The organism is Clostridioides sp. ES-S-0010-02, from assembly GCA_020641055.1.
Taxonomy (GTDB): domain Bacteria; phylum Bacillota; class Clostridia; order Peptostreptococcales; family Peptostreptococcaceae; genus Clostridioides.
Genome location: CP067345.1, coordinates 2,724,450 through 2,737,773, shown reverse-complemented (window position 1 = coordinate 2,737,773; position 13,324 = coordinate 2,724,450). Strand labels below are relative to the sequence as shown.

13 protein-coding genes and 1 pseudogene are annotated in these 13,324 nt (G+C 28.8%); 11 read left to right on the top strand and 3 right to left on the bottom strand.

The window, feature by feature from the left end; all coding sequences use genetic code 11:
• Positions 1-149: 149 nt before the first annotated feature.
• The 5 genes from JJC01_12785 (at position 150) to JJC01_12765 (ending at position 4,371) form a co-directional block, all read left to right on the top strand.
• Positions 150-851, top strand: coding sequence for a response regulator transcription factor (locus tag JJC01_12785; protein UDN57048.1), 702 nt, complete (start codon positions 150-152; stop codon positions 849-851).
• Positions 852-858: 7 nt separating this feature from the next.
• Complete coding sequence (locus tag JJC01_12780; protein ID UDN57047.1) at positions 859-1,776, top strand: HAMP domain-containing histidine kinase; 918 nt, start codon at positions 859-861, stop codon at positions 1,774-1,776.
• Between the two features lie 157 nt (positions 1,777-1,933).
• Positions 1,934-2,857, top strand: coding sequence for an ABC transporter ATP-binding protein (locus tag JJC01_12775; protein UDN57046.1), 924 nt, complete (start codon positions 1,934-1,936; stop codon positions 2,855-2,857).
• Positions 2,850-3,587: an ABC transporter permease gene (locus JJC01_12770; GenBank protein UDN57045.1), complete on the top strand. Its 738-nt coding sequence runs from the start codon at positions 2,850-2,852 to the stop codon at positions 3,585-3,587. The genes JJC01_12775 and JJC01_12770 overlap by 8 nt, the downstream gene beginning before the upstream one ends.
• Positions 3,588-3,597: 10 nt before the next feature.
• Positions 3,598-4,371 carry an ABC transporter permease gene (locus JJC01_12765; GenBank protein UDN57044.1) on the top strand — a complete coding sequence of 258 codons (774 nt, stop codon included), beginning with the start codon at positions 3,598-3,600 and terminating at the stop codon, positions 4,369-4,371.
• 669 nt (positions 4,372-5,040) lie between these two features.
• Here the strand turns inward: JJC01_12765 and JJC01_12760 are convergent.
• Entirely contained in the window at positions 5,041-5,607 is a 567-nt protein-coding gene (locus tag JJC01_12760; protein UDN57043.1) for a MarR family transcriptional regulator, read from the bottom strand.
• 280 nt (positions 5,608-5,887) lie between these two features.
• Here JJC01_12760 and JJC01_12755 point away from each other — a divergent pair, with 280 nt between their 5' ends.
• The 5 genes from JJC01_12755 (at position 5,888) to JJC01_12735 (ending at position 11,725) form a co-directional block, all read left to right on the top strand.
• Entirely contained in the window at positions 5,888-6,829 is a 942-nt protein-coding gene (locus JJC01_12755) for a lysophospholipase (protein UDN57042.1), read from the top strand.
• 127 nt (positions 6,830-6,956) lie between these two features.
• Positions 6,957-8,168 (top strand): helix-turn-helix domain-containing protein, encoded by a 1,212-nt coding sequence (locus tag JJC01_12750; GenBank protein UDN57041.1) that lies wholly within the window; start codon positions 6,957-6,959, stop codon positions 8,166-8,168.
• Positions 8,169-8,466: 298 nt separating this feature from the next.
• Positions 8,467-9,264 carry a G5 domain-containing protein gene (locus tag JJC01_12745; protein ID UDN57040.1) on the top strand — a complete coding sequence of 266 codons (798 nt, stop codon included), beginning with the start codon at positions 8,467-8,469 and terminating at the stop codon, positions 9,262-9,264.
• 110 nt (positions 9,265-9,374) lie between these two features.
• The gene (locus JJC01_12740; protein ID UDN57039.1) at positions 9,375-9,965 is read left to right on the top strand and encodes an SGNH/GDSL hydrolase family protein; all 591 of its coding nucleotides are present in this window, start codon (positions 9,375-9,377) and stop codon (positions 9,963-9,965) included.
• Between the two features lie 62 nt (positions 9,966-10,027).
• The gene (locus JJC01_12735; GenBank protein ID UDN57038.1) at positions 10,028-11,725 is read left to right on the top strand and encodes a phospho-sugar mutase; all 1,698 of its coding nucleotides are present in this window, start codon (positions 10,028-10,030) and stop codon (positions 11,723-11,725) included.
• A gap of 295 nt (positions 11,726-12,020) precedes the next feature.
• On the opposite strand, the gene JJC01_12730 is transcribed toward JJC01_12735, so the two are convergent.
• Positions 12,021-12,197, bottom strand: a complete 177-nt coding sequence (locus tag JJC01_12730; protein UDN57037.1) for a hypothetical protein — start codon at positions 12,195-12,197, stop codon at positions 12,021-12,023.
• 255 nt (positions 12,198-12,452) lie between these two features.
• Here JJC01_12730 and JJC01_12725 point away from each other — a divergent pair, with 255 nt between their 5' ends.
• Positions 12,453-12,881 (top strand): hypothetical protein, encoded by a 429-nt coding sequence (locus JJC01_12725; protein UDN57036.1) that lies wholly within the window; start codon positions 12,453-12,455, stop codon positions 12,879-12,881.
• Positions 12,882-13,036: 155 nt separating this feature from the next.
• Here JJC01_12725 and JJC01_12720 read toward each other — a convergent pair.
• A pseudogene (locus JJC01_12720) lies at positions 13,037-13,214 on the bottom strand (DNA-directed RNA polymerase).
• Positions 13,215-13,324 lie beyond the last annotated feature (110 nt).

The following is a 13,324-nucleotide window of genomic DNA, read 5'->3' as shown; positions in this document are numbered from 1 at the left end:
TGTCTTGCCCCTAAGTGACGATAAAATGGGGCATTTCTGAAAGATGGTGCAAAATATACTGGAATTTTCAAAAATTGATTATATGTGGCTAATACTAAAAGACTCTAAAAAGTCGTATAGTAGAACAAAGAGGAGAAAGGAGCTATAATATGAATAATGTTGTGATTATAGACGATGACAAAGAGCTTTGTGCTCTTATGAAAAAATGTGTAGAGCAAGAAAATTTATCTGCTATTATTGCACATGGAGGTGTGGAGGGATTACGCCTGACTGATGAAAACAAAAATAGCTGCTCTCTTGTGATTTTGGATGTAATGATGCCAGACATAGATGGGTTTCAAGTTCTGAAAAAAATTAGGGAAACAAGTAATGTCCCAGTACTTATGCTTACCGCTAAAAGTGACGAGAATGATAAAGTTTCTGGGTTGCGTCTAGGTGCTGACGATTATCTAACAAAGCCATTCTGCATAAATGAGCTTATGGCTCGTATCAATTCTCTTATTCGCCGTTATACTATGTTAAACCCTACTTTTGTAACAGATACAGATTGCATAATAATAAAAGGCATGGTTATTGACAGAACAAATCGCGTTGTTTCCGTTGACAATATTACTGTTCAGCTTACAAGCAAAGAATTTGATTTACTTTCTTTTCTGGCTTCTAATAAAGGACGAGTGTTTACCAAAAAACAGATTTATATGCAAGTGTGGGGAGAAGAATATGCTTTTGACGATAGTAATATTATGTCTTTTATCAGTAAATTACGGAAAAAGATTGAAGCAGACCCTGGACATCCATTTTATATTTTGACAGTCCGAGGTGTTGGCTATCGTTTTAATAAGGAGGCATAACCTAAATATGAATGTTTATCTGCTTTTTGCATTTGCTCTTGCTTTAATTATTATAGTGTATCTCGTTTCTATTTTGTGGCGTGTCCGAACACAGCTTGCACTTATAAAATATGCTTTAGAAGATATAAAAAACGGGAACCTTAACCGACGTGTTTTAACAAGGAAGAGTGATATAACAAGACAAATTTGCTATGATATTAACAAAATTGCAATCAACAGTCAATCACAGCTTATCCAGCAGAAACAATCGGAACAAGCATACAAACAGCTAATGACAAGTCTTTCCCATGATGTAAAAACTCCACTTGCTTCTTTGGTTGGTTATTTGGAGGCAATCGAAACTGATATTGTTGTAGGAGAAGAAAAGGACGAATATATACATGTTGCGTATAATAAAGCCCAACACTTAAAACATTTTGTAGAAAATCTATTTGAATGGGTGAAATTGGATTCTAGGGAACAGATTTTTCATTTTGAACTTTTCGATTTGAATGAATTATCTCGTAATATTATAGCTGATTGGGTTCCTATTTTAGAAAAATGCCATTTTGAATATGAAATTGATATACCTGAAACTGAGTATGCTATGCACATAGATGTAAACGCATATACCCGCATTCTTAATAATCTATTACAAAATATCATTAGGCATAGTGATGGAGATAAAGTAACACTACGTATTTTTGAAAATGAACAGCAAGTCAAAATTGTAGTAGAAGATAACGGGAAAGGAATATCTTCTGATAATCTCCCACATATCTTTGAAAGAATGTATCAATGTGACCATTCTAGGTCATCAAAAGGTAATCGCTTAGGATTGGCGATTGTAAAAGAACTTATCAATGTTCACAAAGGAACGATTACCGCCAACAGCACCATTAATATGGGGACTATATTTACAATATTGCTTCCGAAAGCTCTGTAAAATGCAGGGCTTTCTTTCTGCTAAAACAAGATAAAAGCAAGGTTTTAGCAAGGTTTTGGCAAGGTTTATGTTGTATACTTCTAATTGTGATTGTTTCTGATATTCTATCAGTTATCACATGACAAAAGTAGTTTTATGGAAAGTGAGGAAATTTTATATGAATGATTTTGTGATTGAAACAAAACATCTGACAAAAGTTTATGGAGAACAGGAAGTGGTTAGCAAAGTCAATCTCCATATTAAAAAAGGTCAAATTTATGGTTTGTTAGGACGCAATGGAGCTGGTAAAACCACGATTATGAAAATGATTTTAGGACTGACGCCTATCACTTCTGGCGAAGTAACTGTATTCGGAAAAAATATCAAAGGTAGAGAAAAACAAATATATCCTCGTATTGGCGCAATTATTGAAACACCAGGATTTTATCCAAATTTAACTGGAACAGAAAATCTTGAAATTTTTGCGAAGCTGCGCGGCACAGCCAGCCCACACGCAGTTGAAAACGCATTGAAAATAGTAGGATTGCATTATAAAGACAAAAAGCTGTTTGGTAAGTATTCACTTGGAATGAAACAGCGTCTGGGAATTGCAAATGCTATTTTACATGACCCAGAAGTGCTGATTTTGGATGAACCTACAAACGGTCTTGACCCTATTGGCATTGCTGAAATGAGAGATTTTATTAAACATTTAAGTGTTGAGTGCGGAAAAACGATTCTTATTTCAAGTCATATTCTTTCGGAAATTTCATTATTGGCTGATGATATTGGAATTATCAACAATGGTGTCCTCTTGGAAGAAAGCAGCATGAGTCAACTAGAAAAGAAAAATCGTAAATATATACTGCTGCAAGTGTCAGATACTCCAAAAGCTTTACTGATTTTAGAGCGTCAATTCAACTTAAAAGATTATTCTGTTCAAGACAGCCATAGCTTACGTATTTACGACACTAATCTGAATATGGGTGAAATAAATAAAGCCCTTGTTATGCAGAATGTTACTGTAACTAGTTCGGGGATTTGTAATGATACTTTAGAGGACTATTTCAAAAAAATTACAGGAGGAGAAGGCATTGCTTAAATTTATTCAAACAGAATTTCTTAAACTGCGCCGCAAGAAACTTATTTGGTTAATGTTGTTAGCTACTCTCATTATGCCATTTTTCGCACTATTATATTTCAAGCATTTGGGAGAAACTGATGTTGACCCAATACAATTTTATAAATGGTCTGCGTTCAGTTATACTATTTTTATTATTTTGCCTGTCGTTTTGGGAATGCTTTGTACGATACTTATGCGCGAAGAAAATCAGTATGATATACTCAAACAACTTTTGATTGTGCCTATAAGCAAAATGGGATACTTTTTCAGTAAATTTTTTGTGGTTTTGATTTACTCTATTTGTTTCATGCTGATTACAGCCATTGCTTCTATTATATTCAGTATACTTCCTGGATATGTCGTATTTGAATGGGGAAGCGTTTTATATTTACTGAAAAAATGTTTGGAATTTGGTGTTATTATTGCTTTTGTAATGCTACCAATTTTAGCAATCGCTGTGTCGCAAAAAGGATACATTCTCCCAACTTGTATAACATTGGTGTATGCCTTTTCTGGTTTTATCTTAATGACAGTAAATATGTATTTACACCCGTTATCCAGTATGGCAGTTATCGTTATGCGAAATAAAGATATTCCAGGTCTTGTATATACACAGGCAATTAACATTCCACTTGCATTTCTTTGTATTTGCATTTGGGATATTGTTTCAATAGTACTTGTAAATATAGCATTAAGAAAAAGAAAGTGAGGTATGAATCATGCAAAAATTACTTTGGGCTGAAAGCCAAAAGCTTCGCCGTTCAAAGGTTGTTTGGATTGCAGTTTTTGCAATAGTTATGGTAGCTACTATGATTTTTGCAGGAGGACAAGGTGTGCATGATGGACCAGATTTACACTATGGATTAAAAACTGTATATGAGGGCTCTCGGTATATAGACAATGCAGGGTGGTATATGGACGAAGTTCAACCCTGGGCAACTTTTTTTGTTCTTCCAGCAGTCATTGCCCTTTTAGGGAGTTATATGATTTGTCGTGAAGAAGATGATGATACCATAAAATCTCTGCGCCTAATTCCTGTAAATGAAGCAAAATTAACCATTGCAAAAATGATTGTTACTTTTGCATTTAGCATACTCCTTTATTTGTTGCTCTTTGCCATAACATTTTTGACTGAAGTTATTTTACATCTTTCCGATTTATCAGTAGAACTGATTTTAAGTTCTTTGAAAGAATATTTTTTAGGTGGTGTAGGTGTATTCCTTGCAATTTCACCCATTATCGCGCTGGTATCACGTATGAAAAAAGGGTATTGGCTTGCGTTAGTATTTACTGAAATTTATTCTGTTACTGGACTATTTGCTAGTATGTCAAATACTCTAAAAACCTTTTATCCTATTTCAGCTATATTTAACTTTTCTGGTTACCACATAACCACTGTAGGAAAAATAATGGGGAGTACTATAATATTGTTGCTGTGCATCTGTCTTTCTGCCTTTATACTGAAAGGGCTAAAACATAGTGAAGAAAATTGAAATAGGTAATATCAAAATGAAGAAGATGAAAAAGCTGATTATGCTTATTGTATTTCTATTACTCTTTGATATGCTACACTGTTATATCGAATGGAAATTCAACAATGACTCACCTAAAGGGATAATAGAACTAATAGATGAGTGGACTGACCAGATTGGTCTGCATCATGTGATGGGTGTATTTTTTTATTCGAAAATGCAACTGGAATCATTTCTGTGTGGCGACTAAGAGTGAAAAGTAGAAATTCCTATCAATTCTCTCCCTTTCAGGCTGGAAGTAGAGTGAGAAATGATGAAGCCATTTGAAATTTCAGACAATCATAGAAAACCAGTTTGGTTACATCTATAGATAATTCATCTATGTATTTTAATGTAAGAATAAGCTTATAATGTTTGAGAATCTTATCTAAGCAACTTACTATAATCTGATTTTCATAATCTCGCATGATTTCAAGTTCAATGACCTTAATACAGTCAACAAAAGACTATAAAAGTTATTCAAATTTATAAAAGGATAAATAGATTTAACGGCGATTTTGCAAAAACTAAAGTCGCCGTTTTCATGTTTTGATTTATATTATACAAATATCTATATTTCAAACCTCCATCTTTAATCTCATGAGCATTTAAAAATATTGTGATATTATAGATAGCTTTTTCATTATAATATTAATCTTTTTTATTTACTTTATTTCTTCTTCTTGAGAATTCTTTAAGTGCTTCAGCTTTAATTTTATCAAGTTCTTCATCCTCCATAAAATTAGCATCGTCTTCAAATCCATCTTGTTCTTCGCCATTAAAACGATACATTTTTTTTAGTAAACTCCACAAGGTTTCTAATTCGTCTTGAGTAAACTCATGAAATACATCTGCCATAAAATTTATTCCAACTCTACTACATTTAATCATGACTTGTTTTCCTAAATCGGTAACCTTTACATTAATTGCTCTTTTATCATTTGGGCTTGGAACTACCTGAACATATTCATTTTTTTCAAGGTTAGCAACTATTCTATTTATATTTTGTTTACTTGTACCCATTTTTCGTGCAATATTATTTAATGTTGTTTCTTCTTCTGGTAAGTGAAGAATAGATAAAATAGTCATATATTGTCTTGAAGTAAGTACATCAAAATACTTATCGCCTTCTATTTGTATTTTGTTTGTAAGAGTAAAAAGAGTTGCATATGTTTGATTCATTAGAAACAATTCTTTCAATTCATTTGAATAATCCATAAAATATCTCCTTTGTATTTAGATACTATTTTGACGAAAACAGAATATCACGAATTGAATATAATGTCAATATGATGTCCAAGTATAGTTAAATGTTCTCTCTAAATAATTAATATTCAATAACTAAATTATTATATAGTTATTTAGAGCAACACTTGTATAGCAATTTATGCTAATAATTAATAAGTAAGAAACTTATATAGAACGTTTTGACTTGAAAATTGTAGTAATATAGTATATAAGTTAATATGTTGAATAAATTCAGGCTGGAGGAGTAATTATGAAGTGTACAAATTTTACTTTCAAGGGAAAAGAAGATTTAGATATATATACATATAAATGGGAAGATGAAAGTATAGAAAACCCAAAGGCAATTGTACAAATTGCCCATGGAATGGCAGAAACTGCACAACGGTATGAAGTTTTTGCTAAAGAGCTTACTAAAAATGGATATATAGTATATATAAATGACCATAGAGGACATGGAAAAACCGCAAAGACAGTAGAGAATGTTGGGCATCTAGCTGAAAAAGAAGGTTTTAGATGCCTTGTAGAAGATATGAATACTTTAACAAGTATTATAAAAAAGGAAAATAAAGATTTGCCAATTTATTTATTTGGGCATAGTATGGGGTCATTTGCGAGTCAAAGATACATAATGGATTACAGTGATAATTTATCTGGTCTTATATTATGTGGTTCAAATGGAAAACAAGGTATTATTCTAAATTTTGCTCATCTAATAATTAATCATGAGATTAAAAAGTATGGAAGAAATTCTCGAAGCAATAAAATAAATGATTTAATATTTGGTGGAGAAAGCATAAGAAGAAATAAAAATACTAAATTTGATTGGTTAAGTAGAGATAAAGAACAAGTTGAAAAATATATAAATGACCCATTTTGTGGGGTGGTATGTACTTGTGGCTTTTTTTATGATTTAGTGCAAGGATTAAAAGAAATAGAGGATAAAGAAAACTTAAAAAAGATACCACTTGATATTCCTATTTATATAATATCTGGAGATAAAGACCCTATAGGTAAAAATGGTAAGGGTGTCTTAAGGCTAAGGGATAGATATATAAAATTAGGAGTAAAAGATGTAACATGTAAACTCTATAAAGATGGAAGACATGAATTATTGAATGAGATAAATAAAGAGGAAGTTTTTGAGGATGTTATTTGTTGGTTAAATGAAAAATGGGAATTTTGTAGTCAATGAAATAAGCTTTTAACTTATAATTTAACCAATAGTTAAATTATAAGTCTTTTGTTAACTTTACCTCAATTTACTAATAAATGCTTTTTTAATATACTTAAATTAAGAGATATACATTAAGGAGGTATATATGCGAATTAAAATAGGTGAAGTCATACAAACATTGAGAAAAGAAAAAAGTTTAACACAAGAACAATTAGCAAAGTTTATAGGAGTGTCAACACCAGCAGTATCTAAATGGGAAAGTGGAAATTCCTATCCAGATATAGAACTATTGCCAGTATTAGCAGATTTTTTTAATGTATCTGTTGATAAACTTTTAAACTATAAAGTAGATTTAAGTGAAGAAGAAGTAATGAAAGTCTATAAAGAACTAGAAGCAACTCTTGCTAAAGTAGAAATTGATTTATTAATAGAGGAACCATTAGAAGAATTTAAAGAAGATTTAGAATCTGTAGAAAGACTTGCTAATATGTATATGGAGAAATATCCTCAAAGTTATCTGCTAAAGTTAAAAATAAGTTCGCTATACCAAATGTATTCATATAAATTTGGTAAAGATAAATTCAATAGTAAAATTAAAGAAACAACAAATATTCTTGAAGATATAGTTAGAAATACAGATGATATTCAGATTAAAGAAACAGCGCTTCTTATTTTATCAAATGCATATTATATGTTAGACGATTACGAAAAGGCAGAATTATATTTAAATATGATACATAAACCAATAGGAGACACAAGTGTTAATTTAGCTATGATATATTTAAGTCAGAATAGATTGGATGAAGCAGAAACATTACTTCAAAATAAATTATTTAGCGATGTATTTAATGCAACTCTGGATTGTAAAGGATTAATTAATGTATGTAAAAACAAATATAAAGAATTAAAGAAAGAATTAGATGATGGAAGCTATAACAAAAAAACAACAGAAAAAGAAATGGAATATATAAAAAATAAATCATTAGGATATGCAAATATATCTTTAGAAATAAAGAAAAAATTTAGTGAAAATAGAGGAGCTTTTTTTGGAATATACATGGACTACATAGAGTTATCTTTAAATTTCTTATTTTTTAATATGAAAGAAGAAGCTAAAGAAGCTTTATATGGTTTAAATGAAATATTAGAAAAATATCACCTACATGAAAGTTCAGATACAAGTCAAATGATGTTTTTTGATAAAGTAAAATCTAGAAATTCATATACTTTTAATGTATATACTAATCTACTTATCATGTTTAATGATAATAGTTTTAATGAATTAAGAGAAGAACCAATTTTTGAATCTATAATTAAAAAGGTTTCAGAATTGGAGAAAATGTTAAAAGATAAATAAATGTTTAGTGTGACGAACTGAAATTAGTAAATAAAAAGCTGGAAATCAGGATACTTAATAAAGTAAATATCTTGTTTCTAGCTTTTTATTTGCATGAAATAAGTTATCAAACATAGAGATTTAATTTGTATGAAATAAGTCATTAACCGTAGAATATAAAAAAATTATGAATAAAACAAATTTAGAAGTTACAAAAAAGTTACATAAATTTAGAAAGTTATAATATACATATATAATATAAGATTAAAACTGTAATAAATAAGTTAATTTAAAATTTGAACATGAAAGGGGAAATATTATGGAGAAAAGAGAAAAGAAAATAATAATATCATCTTTATTAAGTGTATCAATTTTAATGAGTTTAGTAAGTATATATTCTATATTAAATAAAGAAGAGATAAGTCTAACTGTTAAAGGCCAAGAACAAAAAGTGTCTTCATTTAAAAAGACAGTTGAAGAACTTTTGGATGAACAGGGAGTGAAATACAATTCTGAAGATAAAATTAATCCAAGTTTGAATACAGAATTAAAGGATAACATGAAAATCAAGGTTGTTAAAGTAACTAAAAATCAAAAAGAAGAATTTGAAAAAATACCATTTGACACAAAACATGTGAATGATAGCAATTTAGTAAAAGGAAAATCTAAAGTCTATCAGGAGGGAATAGAGGGAGAGAAAAAACTAGTCTATAATTTAACTTACCATGATGGAAAGCTAGTCAAAAAAGTCTTATCAAAAGAAGTGATTTCTAAAGAACCAACTGCAAAAATTATAAAAAATGGAACTAAAGAAAAAGTATTAATTGCATCAAGAGGAGCAAATACAAGAGGAGGAAAACATATGAGAGTAGTTGCTACTGCATATGCAGGAGATACTATAACATCTACTGGTACAACACCAAGATGGGGGGTAATTGCAGTTGACCCAAATATAATACCATATGGAACAAAAGTATATATACCTAGATTAGGTATGACATTTGTTGCAGAAGACTGTGGAGGTGCAATTAAAGGGAACAGAATAGATATATTTATGAATAGTGAAGGAAAAGCATCTAATTGGGGGAGACAGAGTCTAGATGTATATGTGTATTAATTTAGTGAATATAATAACTTTACTTAGAAGGAAAAAAAGTATAAAATATGAATTAATTAAACTGTTAGATTATTCTTAAAACAGAAAAAACATAGCTAAGGGGGGATAAGATGAAAATAGTCTGCTTAGGAGACAGTTTAACATATGGATTTGGAGTATCACGAAGTAATTCATGGACAAACATTGTGAGTCAGGAGACTGGTTTAGAAATAATAAATAAGGGTATAAATGGTGATACAACAAGTGGTATGTTAGTTAGATTTAATGAAGATGTTTTACAGAATTCTCCCGATATGGTTTTTATAATGGGTGGTACTAATGATTTTATTGCTGGAGCAGGAAATGAAGTTATTAATTCTAATATAATGGCTATGGTACATCAAGCATATGCAAAAAATATTATACCAATAATAGGTATACCACTGAGACCAGATATTCCAAATGTTAGGGAAGATTGGAGTAGCTTTACGGATTTTAATACAGTATCAAAAAAGTTAGAGTCATATAATTATTGGATAAAAAAATTTAGTGTGACATTTAATACTGATTTTGTAGATTTTTATTCTGAATATAATAAGAGTATGGAAAAAGAAGGATATAAAAAATTATATTTTGATGGATTACATCCAACTAAGGAAGGTCATAGAATAATTGCAAATATTTTTATTAAGTCAATTAATAAGTATATAGAAGAGTCATAATTATATAAAAAAGGTTTATCTATGCAATTATAATAAATGGATAAAATAGGGAGGATTTTATTATGGATTATACTAAAACTTATGAAGAATGGGTAAAGAGTTCATATTTTGATGAAGATACAAAACTAGAATTAGATAAAATAAAAGATAATGAAAAAGAGATAGAAGATAGATTTTATAAAGATTTAGAATTTGGAACGGCTGGTCTTAGAGGTGTAATTGAAGCAGGAACTAATAGAATTAACAAATATACAGTTAGAAGAGCTACTTTTGGATTGGCAAACTATATACTAGAAAATACTACAGAGGAAGAAAAAAATAGGGGCGTAGTAATAGCTCATGATAATAGACATAAATCTAGAGAATTTTGTATAGAATCTGCAAATACATTAGCAGCGTGTGGTATAAAGGCATATATATTTGATAGTTTAAGAACTACTCCAGAATTGTCCTTTGCTGTTAGAAATCTAAATGCAATAGCAGGGATAGTTATAACAGCTAGCCATAATCCACCTGAATACAATGGATACAAAGTATACTGGGAAGATGGGGCACAAGTTATGCCAGATATTGCAAATGCAATAACAGAAAAAGTAAATAGCATACATGATTATAGTATAATACCAACTTTAAATGAAGCTAATAAAAATTTAGTAGTCTTATTGGACGAAACACAGGATACTGAATTTATAGAAGCTGTAAAAAGTCAAGTTATAAGAAAAGATTTAGTAAAAAGCGTAGGTAAAAATTTAAAAATAGTTTATACACCTCTTTGTGGAACTGGCAATATTCCAATAAGAAGAGCATTAAAAGAAGTAGGATTTGAAAACATATTAGTGGTTCCAGAAGAAGAAAATCCAGACCCAAATTTTGCAGGGCTTGACTACCCAAATCCAGAAGAGAAAAAAGCTTTAAACAGAGGAATATTGCTTGCAAAAGAAAAAGGAGCAGACCTTGTAATAGCAACTGACCCAGATTGTGATAGAGTAGGTGTAGCTGTAAGAACCACTACAGGGGAATATGTATTACTTACAGGGAATCAAATTGGTGGAATGTTGACACACTATATAATAGAAGGCTTAAAAGAAAATAATCAATTAAAAGAAAATCCTACAATGATAAAAACTATAGTTACATCAGAATTTGGAGCGGATATAGCAAAAGAAAATAATGTTGATGTACTAAATGTTCTTACAGGTTTTAAATTTATTGGTGAAAAAATAAAATTATTTGAAGAAAATAAAGATAGAAATTATGTATTTGGATATGAAGAAAGTTATGGTTATTTAGTTGGAACTCATGCAAGAGATAAAGACGGTGTTGTTTCATCATTATTAATATCTGAAATGGCAGCATTTTACTATTCAAAAGGCATGAGCTTATATGAAGGCTTAATAGAACTATATAAGAAATATGGATTCTTTAAAGAACAGACTATATCTTTAACTTTAAAAGGTATAGAAGGTGTGGAAAAAATAAAAGAGATAATATCTTATTTTAGAGAAAATCAAATTGATTGTATAAATAATATAAAGGTAATTGATAAAAAAGACTACAAAAATGGTGTAGATAATCTCCCTAAATCTGATGTTTTAAAATATTTCTTGGAAGATGAGTCTTGGGTAGCTATAAGACCATCTGGGACAGAGCCAAAGCTGAAATTTTATATAGCTGTAAAAGGAACTAGTGATGCTGAAGCAGATGAAAAGCTTAGAGGTTTAAAAGAATATATAGATATTATGGTATCAAAATTAAAATAAAATAGACTAAATTGCTACATAAAAGAATAATAAATAAGTATTAAAGATGCAATTTTATTTGTATTTAAATAAAAGCATTATAAAAAACTGGTTGACATTTAACTGAAAGTTAGCCAGTTTTTTAATTAAAAAGTATTTTACGAAAATTATTATTTTAATTATTTGTTTTGACAGTTTTTGTTATATTTGTAATAAATGATTTATTAAATTTTATACAACAGTATATTTTCTTAGTATGTAAACTTTAAAGACATTTGTTTTGAAAATAGATTTATTTTTCATACTTACTACTAATCTATCTCAGTTTTGTATAATAATATAAAAATAAAATAATATATACTATAGGTAATAAAAGTAATACTTTTAAATCAAGGTCAAAAGTATTAGTATAAAATGCAAATATGAGTGCTAATAATACAATTATTAAGTTTGGCATTGTTTGAAAGAATGCTTGTTTTGCTCTTTTATTCATTGTATTTCCTCCTTGTAAATATTAATATTTTAAAATGTTTTTCATAAAATAATCAGTAACTTATATTTGATTTTCTTAATCAAAGTATAACAAGAGAATAAGAATAAAGAGTTACTAAAATATTACAATAAGAAATAAAGAAACAAAAAAGTTTATATTTCAAGTTTTTAAAATTTCTTTATTATAATTGAGACTATTTAAGTGTGATATAATAAAAAGATACTTACTAATTTTACTTAGAGGAGTTTAACTTATATGGAAGTAAAAAAGATTGATAGTGATTACATAGAACCTTTACTTAATAAATTAATTGATGAATATCACATAAATGAAGATATTTTATCAAATTTGATTAAAATAGAATCAGAAAAACTAAGAAATTATAAAAAATATGAAAAAGAATTTACAGCAGATTTAGACGTATGGGCAAGATGGATAAATTTTGTTTTGCAACTCGAATATACTATAGATGTTGATTCAGATTCTAGGCTTAGAGGTATTTTAAGTTTACTAATTGAGATATATGAAATTAATATTGAATTTATAGCTAAAGTTGCACATGTTGAAGAACAATATTTGGTAGATTTTATAAATGGAGTAGATTATGTGCCAACAGAAGTAAAATACAGTATATGTGCTACTGCTATGAATCTGAGTTTAATATTTAAAAATAAGGAAATATAAAGAGCTAAATAAATAGAATAGATTATAATATATATTTGTATTAATCTACCTTAAATACCTTATGAAGTTATCTATATATAGAAAAAGCACCTATAATTAAAAGGTGCTTTTCTTATTTATACAATTTATATTGTGTCTTTATCCTATTTGTTTTATTAAAGCTTTTGCAGATTTAATCTTTGATTTTTCATTAGTTTTTTCTAATAAGTCTAAAGCACAATTAGTACAAATATTTACTTCATTACAACTATCTTTTTCAGAGTAAGTTATATACTTATTTTTAGATTTGTCTATCTTGTCTCCACAATAATTACATATTATAAAGTTACTCATATTTTAAGACCTCCGTTTTATTTATTTTTGAATATAAAAATATTATTTAAATAGAATTTGCATTAACAATTAATGTAAAATTTGTATAATTCTGAAAATTAACTTGTTAA

Excerpts from the sequence above, each read along its gene's own strand:
- JJC01_12775 (UDN57046.1), top strand. The coding sequence starts at position 1,934 with ATGAATGATTTTGTGATTGAAACAAAACATCTGACAAAAGTTTATGGA.
- JJC01_12755 (UDN57042.1), top strand. The coding sequence starts at position 5,888 with ATGAAGTGTACAAATTTTACTTTCAAGGGAAAAGAAGATTTAGATATA.
- JJC01_12780 (UDN57047.1), top strand. The coding sequence starts at position 859 with ATGAATGTTTATCTGCTTTTTGCATTTGCTCTTGCTTTAATTATTATA.
- JJC01_12765 (UDN57044.1), top strand. The coding sequence starts at position 3,598 with ATGCAAAAATTACTTTGGGCTGAAAGCCAAAAGCTTCGCCGTTCAAAG.
- JJC01_12725 (UDN57036.1), top strand. The coding sequence starts at position 12,453 with ATGGAAGTAAAAAAGATTGATAGTGATTACATAGAACCTTTACTTAAT.
- JJC01_12750 (UDN57041.1), top strand. The coding sequence starts at position 6,957 with ATGCGAATTAAAATAGGTGAAGTCATACAAACATTGAGAAAAGAAAAA.
- JJC01_12735 (UDN57038.1), top strand. The coding sequence starts at position 10,028 with ATGGATTATACTAAAACTTATGAAGAATGGGTAAAGAGTTCATATTTT.
- JJC01_12760 (UDN57043.1), bottom strand. The coding sequence starts at position 5,607 with ATGGATTATTCAAATGAATTGAAAGAATTGTTTCTAATGAATCAAACA.
- JJC01_12785 (UDN57048.1), top strand. The coding sequence starts at position 150 with ATGAATAATGTTGTGATTATAGACGATGACAAAGAGCTTTGTGCTCTT.
- JJC01_12745 (UDN57040.1), top strand. The coding sequence starts at position 8,467 with ATGGAGAAAAGAGAAAAGAAAATAATAATATCATCTTTATTAAGTGTA.
- JJC01_12740 (UDN57039.1), top strand. The coding sequence starts at position 9,375 with ATGAAAATAGTCTGCTTAGGAGACAGTTTAACATATGGATTTGGAGTA.
- JJC01_12730 (UDN57037.1), bottom strand. The coding sequence starts at position 12,197 with ATGAATAAAAGAGCAAAACAAGCATTCTTTCAAACAATGCCAAACTTA.